The following is a 16,631-nucleotide window of genomic DNA, read 5'->3' as shown; positions in this document are numbered from 1 at the left end:
CATCGGCGCCGCCTCTTCATCGCAGCAGGTCGCTTACGCTTCGGCCACGCGTTTGGCGATATGCGCCAGCGCTTCTTCCACCTGGTCGATCAGGATCAGGCACAGGTCGCCTTCTCCCAGACGTGCCAGCGCCGTATCGATGGCAACAAACTCGCCGTTGATTTCATCGATATGGCTGGTGCGTTTGGCGCCATCGAGGCCCTGGCGCAGCAGGGCGACGACCTCGCCGTCGGCGCGGCCGCGCTGGCATTGATCCTGGTACAGCAGCACATCGTCGAACGCGGCGCCAAGGATTTCCGTCTGCTGGCGGATATCTTCGTCGCGGCGGTCGCCGGCGCCACTGATGACTACCAAACGGCGCTTGGCCGGCATGCTTTCCACCGCCTGCACCAGCGCCAGGATGGCGTCCGGATTATGGCCGTAGTCGGCGATCAGGGTCGCGCCCTTATAGTCGAACACATTGAAGCGGCCCGGTGCGTTGTCGTTTTCGTTGGCAAACGACTTCAGGCCGGCGCGGATCGCATCCCACTCCAGGCCGACGGCCCAGGCGGCGGCCACCGAGGCCATGGCGTTTTCGACCTGGAAGCCGATCGCGCCGTTGCGCGTGATCGGCACCTGTGACAGCGCGATTTCATGGCGCTGGGCGCCTTGCCCGGCCACCAGCTTGCCGTCTTCCACATACACCACGCGGTTGCCCTGGGCGCGGTGGGTGGCCATCACAGGATGCGATTTGTCGGCTGCAAAGAAGGTCACGCTGCCGCTGCAGTTTTTCGCCATGCGCGCCACCGCCGGATCGGTGGCGTTGAGTACCGCCATGCCGCTGTCGGCAACGTTCTGCACGATCACGCGCTTCAACACCGCCAGGTCTTCCACGGTGGTGATGTAGTTCAGGCCCAGGTGGTCGCCAGCGCCGATATTGGTCACCACGGCCACCTGGCAGCGGTCGAAGGCCAGGCCTTCGCGCAGCAGGCCGCCGCGCGCCGTTTCGAACACGGCCGCATCAACGTCCGGATGCAGCAGCACGTTGCGCGCGCTGCGCGGGCCGCTGCAGTCGCCGCTGTCGATCTGGCGCCCTTCGATATACACGCCATCGGTATTGGTCATGCCGGTGCGCAGGCCCGAGGCCGTCAGCAGGTGCGCGATCAGGCGCACGGTGGTGGTCTTGCCGTTGGTGCCGGTGACGGCCACCACCGGAATGCGGCCGTTGTCGCCTTCGGCAAACATGGCGGCGATGATGGCTTCACCGACCGGGCGCGGCCTGCCGAACGAGGGCGCCAGGTGCATGCGCAGGCCCGGTGCAGCATTGACTTCGACGACGCCGGCGTTCTGTTCTTCCAGTGGCTTCAACAGACTCTCGGCCACTACATCGACGCCGCAAATATCGAGGCCGACCATGTGCGCGGCAGCCACCGCGCGCGCCGCCACTTCCGGATGCACGTCAACGGTGACGTCGGTAGCCGAGCCACCGGTCGACAGGTTGGCGTTATTGCGCAGGACCACGCGCTGGCCCACAGCCGGCACGGAGTCGGCCGCATAACCCTGCTTGGCCAGTGTGGCCAGGGCGATGTCGTCGAAGCGGATTTTGGTCAGCGAGGTGGCGTGGCCACTGCCTCGGCGCGGATCGAGGTTGACCTGGTCGACCAGTTCGCGCACCGTGTGGCGGCCATCGCCGACCACTTGCGGCGGATCGCGGCGCGCCGCCGCCACCATTTTGTTACCGATCACCAGCAGGCGGAAATCATGGCCCGGCAGGTAGCGTTCGACCAGGATATCGTCGCGAAATTCCTGCGCCGCGATAAAGCCGGCCGTCATTTGTTCGCGCGTGGTGACGTTGACGGTGACGCCCTTGCCCTGGTTGCCGTCCTTGGGTTTGACCACCACCGGCAGGCCGATTTCCAGTGCGGCGGCCCAGGCGTCGTCGGCGTCCGCCGCCACGCGGCCTTGGGGCACCGGCACGCCGGCCGAGTCCAGCAGTTTTTTGGTCAGTTCCTTGTCCTGGGCGATCGCTTCGGCAATCGCGCTGGTGCCGTCCATTTCGGCGGCCTGGATCTTGCGCTGCTTGCTGCCCCAGCCAAACGTCACCAGGCTGCCTTCGGTCAGGCGGCGAAACGGAATATTGCGGGCCAGTGCCGCGTTGACGATGGCGCCGGTCGACGGTCCCAGGCGCACGTCTTCGTCCAGGTCCTGCAATTGCTGCAGGGCGCCGGCCAGGTCGAAAGCGAGGTCTTCCAGCGCAGCCAGGCACAGTTGCTGCGCCAGTTCCAATGCCAGGCGGCCGACCGCTTCTTCCGAATATTCGACCACCACCTGGAAGATGCCGGTTTCCACCGTCGGCGTGGTGCGGCTGAAGGTGACCGGGCAGCCGGCCTGCGCCTGCAGGCCCAGCGCCACCAGTTCAAGCACCTGCGCCATCGGCGCGGCGTTGTAGTTGCCCAGCGGTTGCAGCGGGATCAGATGTGGAAAGATATTGCGCAGGCGCGCTTCGAATCCAGGCAGCTGGGCAATGTCGAGTTCCTGCGTGGTGCAGGAAACGATGGCTTCCACGGCGGTGTCGTGGCTCCAGAGGTTGGGGCCACGCAGGGCCCGTACGCGAGATACTTCCATAATTAACCGTATTCCTTGTGTTCTTGTGGGCCCGGCTCGCGCCGGGCTTGTACTTTCAGTCGCCTGTCAGTTGCCGATGCTGCCCGGCGCCGCATCAAACGTGCGCAGTCCCGCGCAAATCAGATCGGTGGACAGGTTCAGCGACCAGGCCGCAGCGACGGCCGCCAGCACGCAGTCGACGTTGCCGGCGGTGGCCGGTTTCAGCAGGTCCAGGCACAGCAGCACGGTTTCGATGCCGCCATCGGCCAGCACGATATGGTTGCCGCGCACGAAAGCGGCGCGTTTTCCCTCGGCCAGGTGGGCGGCGATGCCGGGCAGGTCACCGTCCTGGGCGTACAAGGTCACGCTGCCGTCGCACAGTGCGGCCATTTCCAGCACCAGCGGTTCGGCTGCGTTCAGTACCGCCACGCCGGTCGGCAATACCACGTCGACCTGGCTGCGCACGGCCTTGTACAGGCCCGCATCGTCCTGCACATCGAAATCCTTGACGTCATCAAGGCTGCCGGTGTCGGTGACGATGCCGATCTGGCAGCGATCATACGCCAGGCCTTCGGCCAGGATCATGCGCGGATTGCTTTCGAACAGGGCGGTCTGCACGGTGCGGTTGAGCAGAAGGCGCTGGCCCGCGTCCCAGTTCACGCAATTGCCGCTGACCACGCGGCGCTGGTCGAGGAACATGCCTTCGCCGCAGACGGCGCCGGTATGCAGGCCGGACAGATTGAGCAGCTTGCACAGCATGCGCACGATCAGGCTGGCGCCACGCGTGCCGGTGACGCCGATCAGCGGTATGCGGCCGGTTTCCTGCGGTGCGAACAAATGGTCGACGATTGCCGCGCCGACCGCGCGCGGCTTGCCCACGCCCGGTTTGATATGGGCCAGGAGGCCCGGGCTGGCATTGACTTCGATGATCGCGCCGCGCTGCTCTTCGAGCGGACGCGTGATGTCTTTCGCCACCAGGTCGATGCCGGCAATGTCCAGCCCCACCACGCGCGCGGCCAGCAGCACCGCATGCGCCACCGATGGGTGCACCTCGTCGGTGACGTCGATGGCGACGTTGCCGTTAGGCTGGATCAGCACTTTCTGGCCCGCTTGCGGCACGGAATCGGCCGTCATGCCCTGGCGCTGCAGTTCCAGCACGATCTCGCCCGATTCATGTGGCCGTACGGTGCCGAGCGGGAAATCTTCGCCTTCGCCGCGGCGCGGATCGGTATTGATCTGCGTGTTGACCAGTTCCAGTATGGTCGACACGCCATCGCCGTCAACCCACAGTGATTCGCCCTTGGCGGCGGCGACCAGCTTGTTGCCAACCACCAGCAAACGGTGTTCGTCGCCGGTAATGAAGCTTTCAACGATCACGGCCGAGCTGTCGCTTTGCGTGGCGGCCAGTGCATACGCGGCCTTTACGTCGGCCTCCGTCATCAAATTGAGCGACACGCCGCGGCCATGGTTGCCGTCGTACGGCTTGACCACCACCGGCACGCCGATATCCTGCGCTTCTTCCCAGGCCGCTTCGGCGCTGCGCACCAGGCTGCCTTCGGGTACGGGCACGCCGCACGATTTGAGCAGGAACTTGGTCAGGTCCTTGTCGCTGGCGATGCCTTCGGCGATCGCGCTGGTGCGGTCGGTTTCGGCGGTCCAGATGCGCCGCTGCGCGGCGCCATGGCCCAGTTGCACCAGGTTGCCGTCGTTCATGCGCAGGGAAGGGATGCTGCGTTCGGTGGCTGCATCGACGATATTGGCCGTGCTTGGGCCCAGGCAACGCGAGTCGACCATGTCGCGCAGCGGCGCCAGTTCTGCTTCAAGATCGAAGGCGGTGTCGTTGATGGCTGCCATCAGCAGTGCGCGCGCCGTTTCCAGGCAGGCGCGGCCGACCTGTTCTTCGCGCGTGCGGAAGGCCATTTTGTACACGCCGCGCTGGCTGGTCGAACGCGTCTGGCCGAAGCCGGTGCGCATGCCGGCCAGGTTTTGCAGCTCCAGCACCACGTGCTCGAGAATGTGGGCCGACCAGGTGCCTTCGCGCAGGCGCTCGAAAAAGCCGCCCCGTTCGCCGACGCCGCAGCGGTGCTCGATCATGCCGGGCAGCCATGCAACGAGCCGCTCATACAGGCCGGGCAGGGTGTTGGAGGGGAAATCTTCCAGTTCGCCGATATCGACCCAGGCCTCGATCACCGGACGGTAGGTCCAGATGTTGGGGCCGCGCAGGTGGCTGATGCGGACAAATTCGATGTTCTTCTTCTTGATCATGTAAGTGGTTTCTTGATTACAAGCCAGGCGTCTGGGCGCCAGATACTTTAGGTGGCTCTACAGAGACTTTTCAGGCTCGTGCTTGGTTCTTTATCCCGGGTATGCGCAGTGTGCCACTTTTAAGGGGCTCCTGTCGCATTTGCTTCTCTTATTCTGCTTCTGTTGCAGCGCCAATTGTTACTAATTGTTGCCTTGTCATGAAGAATTGTTCTCCTGCACCAGCAAGTTGGGACATTTACGCAACAGCTTGTTACTGTATACTTGCTACTGATGTTGCAAAATAGCAGCATCCATTCGATACAATACAGGAAATTGCCACTGGTATATCTACCGGCCGCCGTCCCGCTACACCATCCCCCAATCTGCCCTTGAAGGGCCAGGCCATGAGCCGGAGCATGCTTTACGATGACAACTGAACTGATCGTTCCCGCACTACCAACCCCCGCCACCACGCTGCCTGAACAATGGCTGGCGCAGGTCGAAAAGAACCTGCTCACCGGGGAGAACGTTTTAAGTAGCGTTGAGGTTGACCTCGACGCGCGATTACGTTTCACAAAAGGCATAATAGTTGTCACTGAGAAGCGTCTGCTGGCGCGTGCACCCGGCGAAACCGAGTGGAAACACTGGTCATATCGCCCCGGCCTGCGCCTGGCGCACCACGACCACGCCGGTGTCGGTCACCTGGAACTGTTCGACGACCATGGCCGCCTGGCGTCGTGGCGTTTTACGCTTGGGCAGAACCTGCATGCGATGCGCGTGCTGGAGCAATTCGTCGAGCGCCTCGACAGCCACCTGACGGGCCAGCCTGTGCTGGCAGCCGAGCAGGAAGTGTGCCCCAGCTGCAAGGCGCCGCTCGAACCGGACCAGGAAGAATGCCCGGTCTGTGCCAAGGTGCTGCATACGCCGCCGTCGACCTGGACCCTGTTCCGCCTGTGGCGCTTCGCCCACCCGTATCGTGGCCAGCTGGCGCTCGGTTTCACCTTGATGCTGCTCTCCACCGCCGCGCACATGATCCCGCCGTACCTGACGGCGCCGCTGATGGACAATGTGCTGATCCCGTACCAGAACGGGCAGAAGATCGACCCCTGGCTGGTGGTCTACTACATGGGTGGCCTGCTCGGTTCGGCCCTGCTGGCCTGGCTGCTGGGCTGGGGCAAGACCTATGTGCTGGCGCTGGTATCCGAGCGCATGGGCGCCGACCTGCGTTCGGCTACCTATGAACACTTGATGAAACTGTCGCTGGAATTTTTTGGCGGCAAGCGCACCGGCGACCTGATGTCGCGCATCGGCAGCGGCAGCGACCGTATCTGCGTGTTCCTTTCCTTGCACCTGCTCGACTTTGCGTCCGATGTACTGATGATCATCATGACCGGCGCCATCCTGTGGTCGATGAACCCGTGGCTGGCCATCATGACGCTGGCGCCGCTGCCGTTCATTGCCTGGATGATCCACCTGGTGCGCGACCGCTTGCGCACCGGTTTTGAAAAGATCGACCGTGTGTGGAGCGAAGTGACCAATGTGCTGGCCGATACCATTCCCGGCATCCGCGTGGTGAAGGCATTTGCCCAGGAAAAACGCGAAGCGGCGCGTTTTCGCGATGCCAATGCGCACAACCTGGCCGTCAATGACAAATTGAACAAGGTCTGGTCGCTGTTCTCGCCGACGGTGTCGTTCCTGACCGAAATGGGCTTGCTGGTGATCTGGTGCTTCGGCATCTGGCAACTGTCGCGCGGCGAAATCACGGTCGGGGTATTGACCGCGTTTATCGCCTACAGCACGCGCTTTTATGGCCGTCTCGATTCCATGAGCCGCATCGTGTCGGTGACGCAGAAGTCGGCCTCGGCCGCCAAGCGCATCTTCGATATTCTCGACCATGTATCGAGCGTGCCCGAGCCGTCGCAACCGGTCAAGCTGGACAAGATCGAAGGCCGGATCGACCTGCGCGAAGTTGGTTTTCGCTACGGCAACCGGGCCGTCAATCGCGGCATTACCCTGAACATCAAGGCTGGTGAAATGATCGGCCTGGTCGGCCACAGCGGTTCGGGCAAGAGCACACTGGTCAACCTGATCTGCCGTTTCTACGATGTGTCGGAAGGCGCGATTTTGCTCGACGGCGTCGATATCCGCTCGTTTGCCGTGTCCGACTACCGCCGAAATATCGGCCTGGTGCTGCAGGAACCGTTCCTGTTCTTCGGCACCATCGCCGAAAATATCGCCTACGGCAAGCCGGACGCAACGCGCAACGAGATCATCGCCGCCGCGCGCGCCGCGCATGCGCATGAATTCATCCTGCGCCTGCCGCAGGGCTACGATTCGATGGTCGGCGAACGTGGCCAGGGCCTGTCCGGCGGCGAGCGCCAGCGCATTTCGATCGCGCGCGCCCTGCTGATCGACCCACGCATCCTGATCATGGACGAAGCCACGTCGTCGGTGGACTCGGAGACCGAGAAGGAAATCCAGAAGGCGCTCGACAATCTGGTGCAGGGCCGCACCACCATCGCCATTGCGCACCGCTTGTCGACCTTGCAGCGGGCCGATCGCCTGGTGGTGCTCGACCGTGGCCAGGTGGTGGAGGTGGGCAGCCATGACGAGCTGATGGCCAAAGAGGGCGCGTACTACCGCCTGTACGAAGCGCAGGCGCGCAGCGCCGCCGAAATGGTATTGGAAGACAAGGAATAAACATGGCCGAGATTACTTTTGCATTGAGCCGCAATCCCTATGGCAAGCTGTTGATGACGACGTCTGACGGCCAGGTGATCGAAGGCGTGGCGCCGGTGCGCGCGTTTCCGATCCAGTCGCCCGACGAGGGCATTTCGCTGGTGCAGGGCGACGGCAAGGAAGTGGCGTGGATCGAGCATCTGAACGACTTGCCGCCAGCTTCGCGCGCGCTGCTGACCGAGGAGCTGGAAGGGCGCGAATTCATGCCCGAGATCGCGCGCGTGAAGAGCGTGTCGAGCTATGCCACGCCGTGCACCTGGCAGGTCGATACCGACCGTGGCGAGACGCAATTCGTGCTCAAGGGCGAAGAGGATATCCGCCGCATCGGCGCTGCCTCCCTGTTGATTGCCGACAGCCATGGGATACAGTTCCTGATCCGCGACATGTTTACCATCGACAAGCAGACGAGGAAAATCCTCGATCGCTTTCTGTAACGCCGGCGGGTGCGTGCTGCAGATCAGCGAACTTATGCAATGTGCTGCTCAACCCCCGCCATCCTGACGCGGCGGCGATAACTGCCGGCACCGTGCGGCGCCGGCACTACGATCCACGCTTCTTCTCCTGACGGATTACTGGAACGCCACCTCGGCAAAGCTGCGCAACTTGCGGCTGTGCAGCCGGTCCACGCCCTGGCGGCGCAGCAGTTCCACCGCACGGATGCCGATGCGCAAGTGCTGGTCGACCCGCTCGCGGTAAAAATGATTCGCCATGCCGGGCAGCTTGATTTCGCCGTGCAGCGGCTTGTCGCTGACGCACAGCAAGGTGCCATACGGCACGCGGAAACGGAAGCCGTTGGCGGCAATGGTGGCACTTTCCATGTCGAGCGCAATCGCGCGGCTCTGGCTGAAGCGGCGCTCGGGCGTGCGCTGCGGCAGCAGTTCCCAGTTGCGGTTGTCGGTGCTCGCCACGGTGCCGGTGCGCATGATGTGTTTCAGGTCCAGTCCTGTCAGCTGGGTGATTTCTGCCACCGCTGTCTGCAGTGCCTGCTGGATTTCGGCCAGCGGCGGGATCGGCACCCACAGCGGCAAGTCTTCGTCGAGCACATGGTCTTCGCGCACATAGGCGTGCGCCAGGACGTAGTCGCCCAGGCTTTGCGTGGTGCGCAGGCCGGCGCAGTGGCCCAGCATCAGCCAGGCGTGCGGACGCAGCACGGCGATATGGTCGGTAATGGTTTTCGCATTGGCCGGCCCCACGCCGATATTGACCATGGTAATGCCGCTGCCATCGGCGCGCAGCAGGTGGTAGGCCGGCATCTGCGGCAGGCGCGGCGGCGCGGCGCCAAGCACATCGTCGTGGTGTGCAGCGTGGCCGACCCGGCGCGTCACCACATTGCCCGGTTCCACGAAAGCGATATAGCCGTCGTCGTCCGAGGGCGTGCCGGTATCCGGCGCGCGCTGCATCAGGGCGTGGCCGAGGCGGATGAATTCGTCGATATAGAACTGGTAATTGGTAAACAACACGAAGTTCTGGAAATGCTGCGGCGAAGTGCCGCTGTAATGGCGCAGGCGCTGCAGCGAGTAGTCGACGCGCGGGCCGGTAAACAAGGCCAGCGGCTGCGCTTCGCCATGCGCCGGTTCGTGCGTGCCATTGGCGATGCCGTCGTCCATCGCCGCCAGGTCGGGCAGGTCGAACAGGTCGCGCATGGCCATGCGGCGCCCCGCGTCCATATTGCCTTCGATATGGTCATGCTCGGCAAACGAAAAATGCACCGGTATCGGCTGCGAACTGACGCCCACTTCCAGCGTGACCTTCTGGCCATTGTTATGGTTTTTCAGCAGCAGCGTGAATTGGTCGAGGTAATAGTCGGCAAACAGGTCGGGGCGCGTCAGGGTGGTTTCAAACACGCCGGGGCCGGCCACGAAGCCGTAGGCCAGCGGCGAATCGGCGCGTGCCACGGTCTCGGTCTGGATGCGCACGAAAGGATAGCAGGCGCGTACCCGTTCCTGCATGTCTTCGCCGGCGACAAAGCGCTGCAGCGCATCGCGCAAGTGATCGATGCTGGCGCGGTAGATGTCTTGCACCTGTGCCAAGGCCAGGCGGGGATCGTCAAAACGGGCGGAGGCGATAAAAGGGGGCGTATGCAAGCGGTACTCCTGTGAGGGTTGGTACATTGCATTGTAAGGCAGGCCCGGTGTTTATGGGATGGGGCTTGGACCTCATAAAAAAGGCTATGTCACCGAAAAGAGTGGTTACGACAAGAGGAGGCAAGGGTGAATGATATAGTGGCGGCAACGTATATGCCGAAAGAAACTGCCATGAAAAACGATGCTGCTGTTCGCCCGCAAGCGAGCCAAACACCTGCCAGGCTCAGCAAAGGGGACTTCGTCACCGCGCTGCGCAAACTGCTGCAAGAAGCGGGAAAAGCCGGCGAGACCAGCGTGGACGTACGCGCTGCAACCCTGCACACCGACGTTGGCGTCTATCCGGCGCGCGGCCACTCGATGCCAACCTGTTGCACCGTGATGTATGAAGAAATGCAGCCAGGTGACGAGATACTGCTGACGCCATCTGGCGGCAAGGGGCCTACGCTGCTGGTACGGTATAAATTGCCACGCTGAAAATCGCTGTCTCAAGCGGCGGAGTTGCAGCAGGGGGCAAGTCCCGGTATGCTTGACGGATTCAATTAGAATTGCTATTCTATTTGAATGGTCAGACTAGCCAAATTCAACGAAAATCATTTTATCGACAGCGCCATCACGGTCGCGGCCCAATGCGGCGTTGCAGCGGTGTCAATGTCCGCCATCGCGGTCAAGGCGGGCGCGCCTATCGGCTCCGTGTATCACCGCTTTGATTCGCGCAACGCCATCCTGGCGCGTGCCTGGCTGCGCGTGAAAAGCGACTTCCGTGAGGAAGTGGCCAGCCTGTGGGGCGAGGGCGACACCTGGGCCGGCGTACATGGCTTGCTGGACTGGTGCCGCCGCAAGCCCGTGTATGCGCGTTTTCTGCTGCAATGCGAGGACAGCCCCGATTTCAACGGCGGCCTCGACGAGGAACTGCAGGCCGCGCTGGAACAGGAACAGGCCGCGCTCGACGCCTGCTTCAGCCGCTGCGCCACGACCGGCCTCGATCATCTGGTGCTCAAGTTCATGCTGATCGACGCACCGGTAGCCGTCGTCAAACCTTACCTGACCCAGGACCGCGCGATCCCCGCCAGCGTCGACGCCATGCTGCGCGCCTCGCACGACGCCGTGCGCGGCTGGGCCGCACACACCACACATTAATCAAAATAAAGAACACACACCATGCGCTACTCTACCCAGCTTGAACACGGCAAGAAAATCCCGCTGCATGACGAAGAAGGTTTCGAAGGCATGCGCGCGGCCGGCCGCATCGCCGCCGACACGCTCGACTACATCACGCCGTTCGTCAAACCCGGCATTTCGACCGCCAAACTCGACGCCATGTGCGAGGAATTCATGCGCGCCGCCGGCGCCATTCCGGCCACCATCGACTACCACGGCTACAAGCACGCCAGCTGTATTTCGGTCAATCACGTGGTCACGCACGGCATTCCGTCCGAGAGCAAGATCTTGAAGGTGGGCGATATCCTCAATATCGACGTCACGCCGAAATTCAACGAGTGGCACGGCGATACCAGCCGCACTTTCAAGGTCGGCGCCGTCTCGATCCTGGCCAATCGCCTGGTCAACACTGCGTATGAGGCGATGATGGTCGGCATCAACACCGTGCGCCCCGGCGCGACCCTGGGCGACGTCGGCGCCGCTATCGAAGCGGTGGCAAAAGCGCAGGGCTTTTCGTCGGTGCGCGACTTCTGCGGCCACGGCGTGGGCAAGGTATTCCACGACACCCCGCAAGTGCTGCACTACGGCCGCGCCGGCACCGGCATCGTGCTCGAACCGGGCATGATCTTCACCATCGAGCCGATGATCAATGTCGGCAGCTACCAGGTAAAAGTGTTGCCGGACAAATGGACTACCGTGACCAAGGACCGCTCGCTGTCGGCCCAGTTTGAACATTCGCTGGCCGTGACGGAAACCGGTTTTGAGATTTTTACCTTGTCGGCCTTGCCAGGCGCCCAAGCCTGATCCTTACGGTTTTCCCTGCGCCACCGCCTTGATGGCCCGTTCCTCGCCCATGGCGGCGGCAATCTTCCACCTCTGCATGGCGCTGGCGCGGTCCGGCTTTTTCAGGCCGGCGCCTTCCCAGTCCATCAGGCCCAGGTTGTAGATGTCGCCCGCGCTGCCCTTGTCGGCGGCCATGGTGAACCATTTGCGCGCTTCCTTGTTGTTGACAGGGGTCTGGTAGCCGCGCACGTGGTACAGGCCCAGCACGTGCATCGCTTCGGTATTGCCTTTTTGCGCTGCCTGTTTCAACAACTCGAGCGCGCGCGGCATGTTGCGCTGTTCCTGCCAGCCTTCGGCCAGCATCACGCCCTTGGCGGCCAGCGCGTAGCTGTCGTTTTTCGCCAGCGCACGCGTGATCCACGGCTTGGCGTCGGCGTGCCATGCCTGGCGTTCCTGCGCGGTGGGGATGCTCTGGCCCGGTTTTTTCGGTCGTCCTTCGCCCATCAGGATCATCCAGCCGTAAAGGCCGTAGGCATCGGCATTGCCCTTCCTGACCAGCACGTCGAGCATCGCCAGCGCTTGCGCCTTTTCGCCGTTTTCATACAATTTCAAGGCTTTCGCTGCGCTGGCGTCCTGCGGTACGCTGGCCACGTGCGGCGCCACCGGCGTCGAAGCGATGGCCGGCACTGGCGCCGTGCCGGCCCGCTGGCGCACCGGCAGGCCATAGCCGGCGCCCAGCGCCGCCGCGATGGCCGGCGCCAGCACCAGGGTGTAGGCCAGCTGGTGGCGGCCGCCCTTGCCGGCGATCAGCATGGCCCGCTCGGCCTGCTTGCTGCCGCCCAGGGCCTCGGCCAGCACCGCCCTGACCTGGCGCTTGAACAGCAGCCAGGCCGAGCCGGTGGCCAGCAGGCCGGCAAACGCCCCCATGCCGCGGCCGAAGAAGAACCACACGCCGATGGTGGCGGCCAGCGCGCCGAGTGCGCCTTTCCACCAGAATTGCTTGGCCAGCCGGGTGTACACCTGGCGCAGCGCACCGAGCACGCAGGTGCGCACACTGCTGGCGTAGTCGGCCGACACCACCTCGGCGTGGGCGTGATTGGTCTCGCCGCTCAGTACCGCTTCGATCACGTCGGCGTTCAGTTCGGACGCGGCCACATCGCGCAGTGGCGTCAGCAGGCCCTGTATATGGGATGAAAACAGGCCATCGTCGGCGCTGCCCGCCAGCGCGTCGCTCAGTACCTTGAGGTCGCCGCGCAGCAGTTTTTCGACGATATCGTCCAGCGTCAGCCAGCGCAGGTCATTGCCGTAGGCCACCAGGTGATGCGACTCGCCATTGCAGGCGGCGTCCAGGCGCACGATGCGCAGCTTGCCGGCATACAGGGCATCGACTTGCTGCGGCAGGTCCTGGTCGTCAACACTCACTTGCGCCAGCGCCAGGCTGGAGGCAAGCGCTGCCAGTGAGCGCACACCTTCTTTATCGCGGATGCGGCACGCGTCGTCGGGCGCCTGTTCCGGCAGGCTGACGCTGTAGCCGGGCGCCACATGCACGTCGACCCAGGCCGCGCTGCCGACCTTGCCGGAACCGTCGCAAGGGTTGCAGCGCAAATCGCCGACGCCGCTGCAGGTGCGGCAAGTGACACTGCCGCTGGCGCGGCAGGTGCCGCAATTGACATTGCCGTTGCCGTGGCAGGTGTTGCAAGTGACCTTGCCGAAGTTGCACTGGTGGCACGTGCGCTGCACATTGCGGTAGTTAGTGCGCCACTCCGTGTGGTAGGTGGTGCGCGAACTGCCGTTCTCGTAGACGGTAGTGGGCACTTCCACCATCACCTGTTCCGCGACGTTTTCCATGACGAAGCCGCTGCCGCTGCAATACGAGCACGACACCTTGCCGCTGCCGTAGCAGCCGTAGGCGTCGCAGCTGACAGTGCGCCGGCCGTGGCAGTTCCAGCAGGTTTCCGTGGTGCTGCCGTAGCAGGTGGTGCAATTGACGCGGCCGTGGCCGGCGCAGCTGTTGCAGGTGTCCAGGTGCCATTGCTTGACGGCGTGACCCAGGTACAGACCATCGGCAACTGCATCGCAGGCGTGGCCGGCGCTGCTCAGTGCCGTGCCCAGCCTGGCCGCCGCGCGGCGCAGCCGGTCGCGGTTTTGCGCCTGCGCAAGTGGCACGACTTCATGGCTGGCGCAGCAGTGATCGCTCGCTGACGGCGTGAAATAGCCATTGATATGGCGTTTTTCCAGGCGGGCGTCGAAGGTGTAATTGACATGCAGTGAAAAGTCCTGCTGCGCATCGTCTTCAGCCAGCGGCGTGATGTCCTGCGGCTCGAAGCGGGTCTTGTCCTGCACCAGGGTGCGCAGCTTGCCCAGTACGGTCGGTGCGTCGTCCTTGCCCAGGTTGATGGGGGCGGGCGATGCCGGCGCGCTGCCGCTGCCGGTTTCATCGCCATTCGTCTCCGGCACTGGGTTCATGCGACCATCCTTTTGCTCAATGAAAGATGTTTCGATTTTAGCATTGATGACAGCTTGCTCATCTTGCATCCGTGCAGCTTGCCAACGGCAGCGCGCATGCGAAAATGCGCACTCTTGTATCGAGGAGTTGCCATGCAGGCCAGGCATTATCTGTTTCCCGTGTTCGCCGTGCTGATCTGGGCCATCAATACCATCGTCAGCAAGATGGCCGTCGGCGTGATCGACCCAGCGGCCATCTCGTTTTTCCGCTGGCTGCTGGCCGGCGTGCTGCTGGCGCTGGCGTTCGGCCGTCCTGTCTGGAAGCTGCGCGCCGTCGTCAAGCCGTGGCTGGGCAAGCTGTTTGTGCTGGGTATGCTGGGCATGGTGATGTACCAGTGCCTGGCGTATATCGCCGCGCAAACGACCTCGGCCACCAATATGGGCATCCTGGCGTCGATGATGCCGTTGCTGGCAGTCGGCCTGTCGGTGCTGCTGCTGGGCGAAGCGGCCACCGTCGGCGGCGTGTGCGGCGGCCTGGTGTCGCTGCTGGGACTGGCGTACCTGCTCAGCCATGGCGACCCGGCCGCGCTGCTGGCGCATGGTGCCGCCACCGGCGATGGGCTGATGCTGCTGGCCTGCCTGTCGTATGCAGGCTACGGCGTGCTGCTCAAGCGCTGGAAGATACCGCTGAACAATTGGCATTCGCTGCTGGTGCAGGTCTGGTGCGCCGTGCCCGTGCTGTTTATCTACTACCTGAGCCAGTCGGCGCCACCCGTGACCAAAGCCGGCCTGCCGCTGGTGCTGTTCGCCGGCATTCCGGCTTCCATCCTTGCCCCTTTCATGTGGATGCACGGGCTGGCGAAACTGGGGCCCAGCCGCGCCACCACCCTGATGAATCTGCTGCCGGTGTTTACCGTCATGATCGCCATGCTGTTTCTTGGCGAAACCTTGCACGCCTACGATGTGATCGGCGGTGGCGTGACCTTGCTGGGCGTGCTGATGGTGCAACTGCTCAAGCAACCGCTGCGCCGTGCCAAGGTTAAAGCAGCGTGATGTTTTGCCATGCTGGCGCTGTTGGCCGGCGCCCTGCATGAGCATCAATCCCGGCTAGTCAGGCGAAGGTTGCTTCCAGCGCGCGCACCAGCGACTCGATGCCCTGTGCATCGACATCGTCGAAGCGGCCGGGCAGGGGGCTGTCAAGGTCGAACACGCCGACCACGACGCCGTTCGAGAAGATCGGCACCACCAGTTCCGAGCGCGAATTGACGTCGCAGGCGATATGGCCGGGAAACGCGTGCACGTCCTGCACCACAATGGACTTGCCTTCGACCACGGTGGTGCCGCACACGCCGCGGCCCTTCTTGATGCGGATGCAGGCCGGCTTGCCCTGGAATGGTCCCAGCACCAGTTCATCGCCCTTGAGGAAATAAAAACCGGCCCAGTTCAGGCCCGGCATGGTGTTGAACACCAGCGAGCTGAAGTTGGCGGTATTGGCGATCAGGTCGCTTTCGCCGGCCAGCAGGCCTTGCAGCTGCGAGCGCAGGTCTGCATACATGGTTTGCTTGGCGGCAGGAGTGTCGGTGCTGTAGGCGGCGTCGCTGATGGTAAATGTCATGGTCGTGAAAGCTCAGGAATAGGGAAGCAAGAGGGAAGGCGACATGGTAGCGCTTCTGGCGCGATTGCGTGCAGCTCAGGCGTTTGCCTGACCTCGCAGACATGCCAGTGCGGGGTGCGTCTTCTCGCCTGGCCACACCAGCGCGATCTGCAGCGCCAGTTCGTCGCCCTCGGCCAGCGCACGGTAGGCCACCCCTGCCAGGCGCAGCGCGCGAAACGAGTCGGCCAGCAGCGCCGCGCCCTTGCCGGTGGCCACTTCGGCCAGCAGCACATGATGATCCGCCGGCTCGCGCAGGAATGCAGGGGCGTAGCCATGGCGAGAAAATACCTGCTGGCAATGGTCAAAAAAGGCCGGCTGTCGCGCGCGTTCGAACCAGAATACGGGGAATGCTTGCAAATCTGCCAGGCGCAGGCGGCGTTTGCGCGCCAGCGCGTGGCCAGCTGGCAAGGCCACCATCATCGGCTGGCGCAGCAGGGTTTCCACCGCCAATTCAAAGGTATTGGCCGGCAAGGCCACCAGCGCCGCGTCGAGTTTGCCCTTGCGTACGGCCGTGATCAGCGATGGCGACGGCCCCGCCTGCAGGCGCACAGTGGTTGCAGGTAGCTGCGCCTCCAGCTGCGCCAGCCAGGGCCGGAACAGGCCAGCCTCGACCGACGTCGTCAGGCCCAGGCGCAGCTGCGGCGCGGCGCTGCCGCGTACCAGCGAGCGCTCGGCCTGGTCCAGCAACGCCAGGATGCGCAGCGCCTGCGGCAGCAGTGCCGCGCCGGCCCCGGTCAGCGCCACGCCTTGCGTATCGCGTTCAAACAGGCGCGTGCCGAGCTTGTCTTCCAGTGCCTTGATGGCGCGCGACAGGGGCGGCTGCGTCATGTGCAACTGCTGCGCCGCCTGGCGAAAGTTCAGGCAGCGGGCAACCGCGCAGAACAGGTTCAGTGCATGGGTATCCAGGGCTCTCATGCCATAAAGGTATCACGAAACCGGAC

12 protein-coding genes are annotated in these 16,631 nt (G+C 63.6%); 6 read left to right on the top strand and 6 right to left on the bottom strand.

Going from position 1 to position 16,631, the window contains the following annotated elements; genetic code table 11:
- Window positions 1–33: 33 nt before the first annotated feature.
- On the bottom strand, window positions 34–2,604 hold the full coding sequence (gene cphA, locus ACQ4WM_RS05435; protein WP_436545660.1) for a cyanophycin synthetase: 2,571 nt from the start codon (window positions 2,602–2,604) through the stop codon (window positions 34–36).
- 66 nt (window positions 2,605–2,670) lie between these two features.
- Window positions 2,671–4,848: a cyanophycin synthetase gene (locus ACQ4WM_RS05430; RefSeq protein WP_436545659.1), complete on the bottom strand. Its 2,178-nt coding sequence runs from the start codon at window positions 4,846–4,848 to the stop codon at window positions 2,671–2,673.
- A gap of 405 nt (window positions 4,849–5,253) precedes the next feature.
- On the opposite strand from ACQ4WM_RS05430, the gene ACQ4WM_RS05425 reads away from it, so the two are divergent.
- Together ACQ4WM_RS05425 and ACQ4WM_RS05420 are read left to right on the top strand one after the other, a co-directional pair.
- Window positions 5,254–7,527 carry a cyanophycin metabolism-associated ABC transporter gene (locus ACQ4WM_RS05425; protein ID WP_436545658.1) on the top strand — a complete coding sequence of 758 codons (2,274 nt, stop codon included), beginning with the start codon at window positions 5,254–5,256 and terminating at the stop codon, window positions 7,525–7,527.
- A 2-nt stretch (window positions 7,528–7,529) separates the two neighbouring features.
- Window positions 7,530–8,000 (top strand): cyanophycin metabolism-associated DUF1854 family protein, encoded by a 471-nt coding sequence (locus tag ACQ4WM_RS05420; RefSeq protein WP_436545657.1) that lies wholly within the window; start codon window positions 7,530–7,532, stop codon window positions 7,998–8,000.
- Between the two features lie 135 nt (window positions 8,001–8,135).
- On the opposite strand, the gene ACQ4WM_RS05415 is transcribed toward ACQ4WM_RS05420, so the two are convergent.
- The gene (locus ACQ4WM_RS05415; protein ID WP_436545656.1) at window positions 8,136–9,677 is read right to left on the bottom strand and encodes an AMP nucleosidase; all 1,542 of its coding nucleotides are present in this window, start codon (window positions 9,675–9,677) and stop codon (window positions 8,136–8,138) included.
- Window positions 9,678–9,821: 144 nt separating this feature from the next.
- On the opposite strand from ACQ4WM_RS05415, the gene ACQ4WM_RS05410 reads away from it, so the two are divergent.
- From ACQ4WM_RS05410 to map, 3 genes are all read left to right on the top strand, one after another.
- Entirely contained in the window at window positions 9,822–10,124 is a 303-nt protein-coding gene (locus ACQ4WM_RS05410; protein WP_436545655.1) for an HNH endonuclease, read from the top strand.
- Window positions 10,125–10,211: 87 nt separating this feature from the next.
- Window positions 10,212–10,787, top strand: a complete 576-nt coding sequence (locus ACQ4WM_RS05405; protein WP_436545654.1) for a TetR/AcrR family transcriptional regulator — start codon at window positions 10,212–10,214, stop codon at window positions 10,785–10,787.
- 21 nt (window positions 10,788–10,808) lie between these two features.
- Window positions 10,809–11,612 (top strand): type I methionyl aminopeptidase, encoded by an 804-nt coding sequence (gene map / locus ACQ4WM_RS05400; RefSeq protein WP_436545653.1) that lies wholly within the window; start codon window positions 10,809–10,811, stop codon window positions 11,610–11,612.
- Between the two features lie 3 nt (window positions 11,613–11,615).
- On the opposite strand, the gene ACQ4WM_RS05395 is transcribed toward map, so the two are convergent.
- Window positions 11,616–14,057, bottom strand: coding sequence for a hypothetical protein (locus tag ACQ4WM_RS05395; RefSeq protein WP_436545652.1), 2,442 nt, complete (start codon window positions 14,055–14,057; stop codon window positions 11,616–11,618).
- 132 nt (window positions 14,058–14,189) lie between these two features.
- Here ACQ4WM_RS05395 and ACQ4WM_RS05390 point away from each other — a divergent pair, with 132 nt between their 5' ends.
- Complete coding sequence (locus tag ACQ4WM_RS05390; protein WP_436545651.1) at window positions 14,190–15,089, top strand: DMT family transporter; 900 nt, start codon at window positions 14,190–14,192, stop codon at window positions 15,087–15,089.
- 58 nt (window positions 15,090–15,147) lie between these two features.
- Here ACQ4WM_RS05390 and ACQ4WM_RS05385 read toward each other — a convergent pair whose 3' ends face one another.
- On the bottom strand, window positions 15,148–15,651 hold the full coding sequence (locus tag ACQ4WM_RS05385; protein ID WP_436545650.1) for a GAF domain-containing protein: 504 nt from the start codon (window positions 15,649–15,651) through the stop codon (window positions 15,148–15,150).
- Between the two features lie 75 nt (window positions 15,652–15,726).
- Window positions 15,727–16,605 (bottom strand): LysR family transcriptional regulator, encoded by an 879-nt coding sequence (locus ACQ4WM_RS05380; protein WP_436545649.1) that lies wholly within the window; start codon window positions 16,603–16,605, stop codon window positions 15,727–15,729.
- Window positions 16,606–16,631: the final 26 nt, after the last annotated feature.

Origin of the sequence: Janthinobacterium longum, from assembly GCF_051380735.1 — a bacterium.
Lineage (GTDB): Bacteria > Pseudomonadota > Gammaproteobacteria > Burkholderiales > Burkholderiaceae_D > Janthinobacterium.
The sequence above is the reverse complement of the archived record's forward strand: the minus strand, read 5'-3'. Positions and strand labels throughout refer to the sequence as shown.

What these genes read in the sequence shown, in the direction of transcription:
- cphA (WP_436545660.1), bottom strand. Translation starts at nt 2,604, where the DNA reads ATGGAAGTATCTCGCGTACGGGCCCTGCGTGGCCCCAACCTCTGGAGC.
- ACQ4WM_RS05430 (WP_436545659.1), bottom strand. Translation starts at nt 4,848, where the DNA reads ATGATCAAGAAGAAGAACATCGAATTTGTCCGCATCAGCCACCTGCGC.
- ACQ4WM_RS05425 (WP_436545658.1), top strand. Translation starts at nt 5,254, where the DNA reads ATGACAACTGAACTGATCGTTCCCGCACTACCAACCCCCGCCACCACG.
- ACQ4WM_RS05420 (WP_436545657.1), top strand. Translation starts at nt 7,530, where the DNA reads ATGGCCGAGATTACTTTTGCATTGAGCCGCAATCCCTATGGCAAGCTG.
- ACQ4WM_RS05415 (WP_436545656.1), bottom strand. Translation starts at nt 9,677, where the DNA reads ATGTACCAACCCTCACAGGAGTACCGCTTGCATACGCCCCCTTTTATC.
- ACQ4WM_RS05410 (WP_436545655.1), top strand. Translation starts at nt 9,822, where the DNA reads ATGAAAAACGATGCTGCTGTTCGCCCGCAAGCGAGCCAAACACCTGCC.
- ACQ4WM_RS05405 (WP_436545654.1), top strand. Translation starts at nt 10,212, where the DNA reads ATGGTCAGACTAGCCAAATTCAACGAAAATCATTTTATCGACAGCGCC.
- map (WP_436545653.1), top strand. Translation starts at nt 10,809, where the DNA reads ATGCGCTACTCTACCCAGCTTGAACACGGCAAGAAAATCCCGCTGCAT.
- ACQ4WM_RS05395 (WP_436545652.1), bottom strand. Translation starts at nt 14,057, where the DNA reads ATGAACCCAGTGCCGGAGACGAATGGCGATGAAACCGGCAGCGGCAGC.
- ACQ4WM_RS05390 (WP_436545651.1), top strand. Translation starts at nt 14,190, where the DNA reads ATGCAGGCCAGGCATTATCTGTTTCCCGTGTTCGCCGTGCTGATCTGG.
- ACQ4WM_RS05385 (WP_436545650.1), bottom strand. Translation starts at nt 15,651, where the DNA reads ATGACATTTACCATCAGCGACGCCGCCTACAGCACCGACACTCCTGCC.
- ACQ4WM_RS05380 (WP_436545649.1), bottom strand. Translation starts at nt 16,605, where the DNA reads ATGAGAGCCCTGGATACCCATGCACTGAACCTGTTCTGCGCGGTTGCC.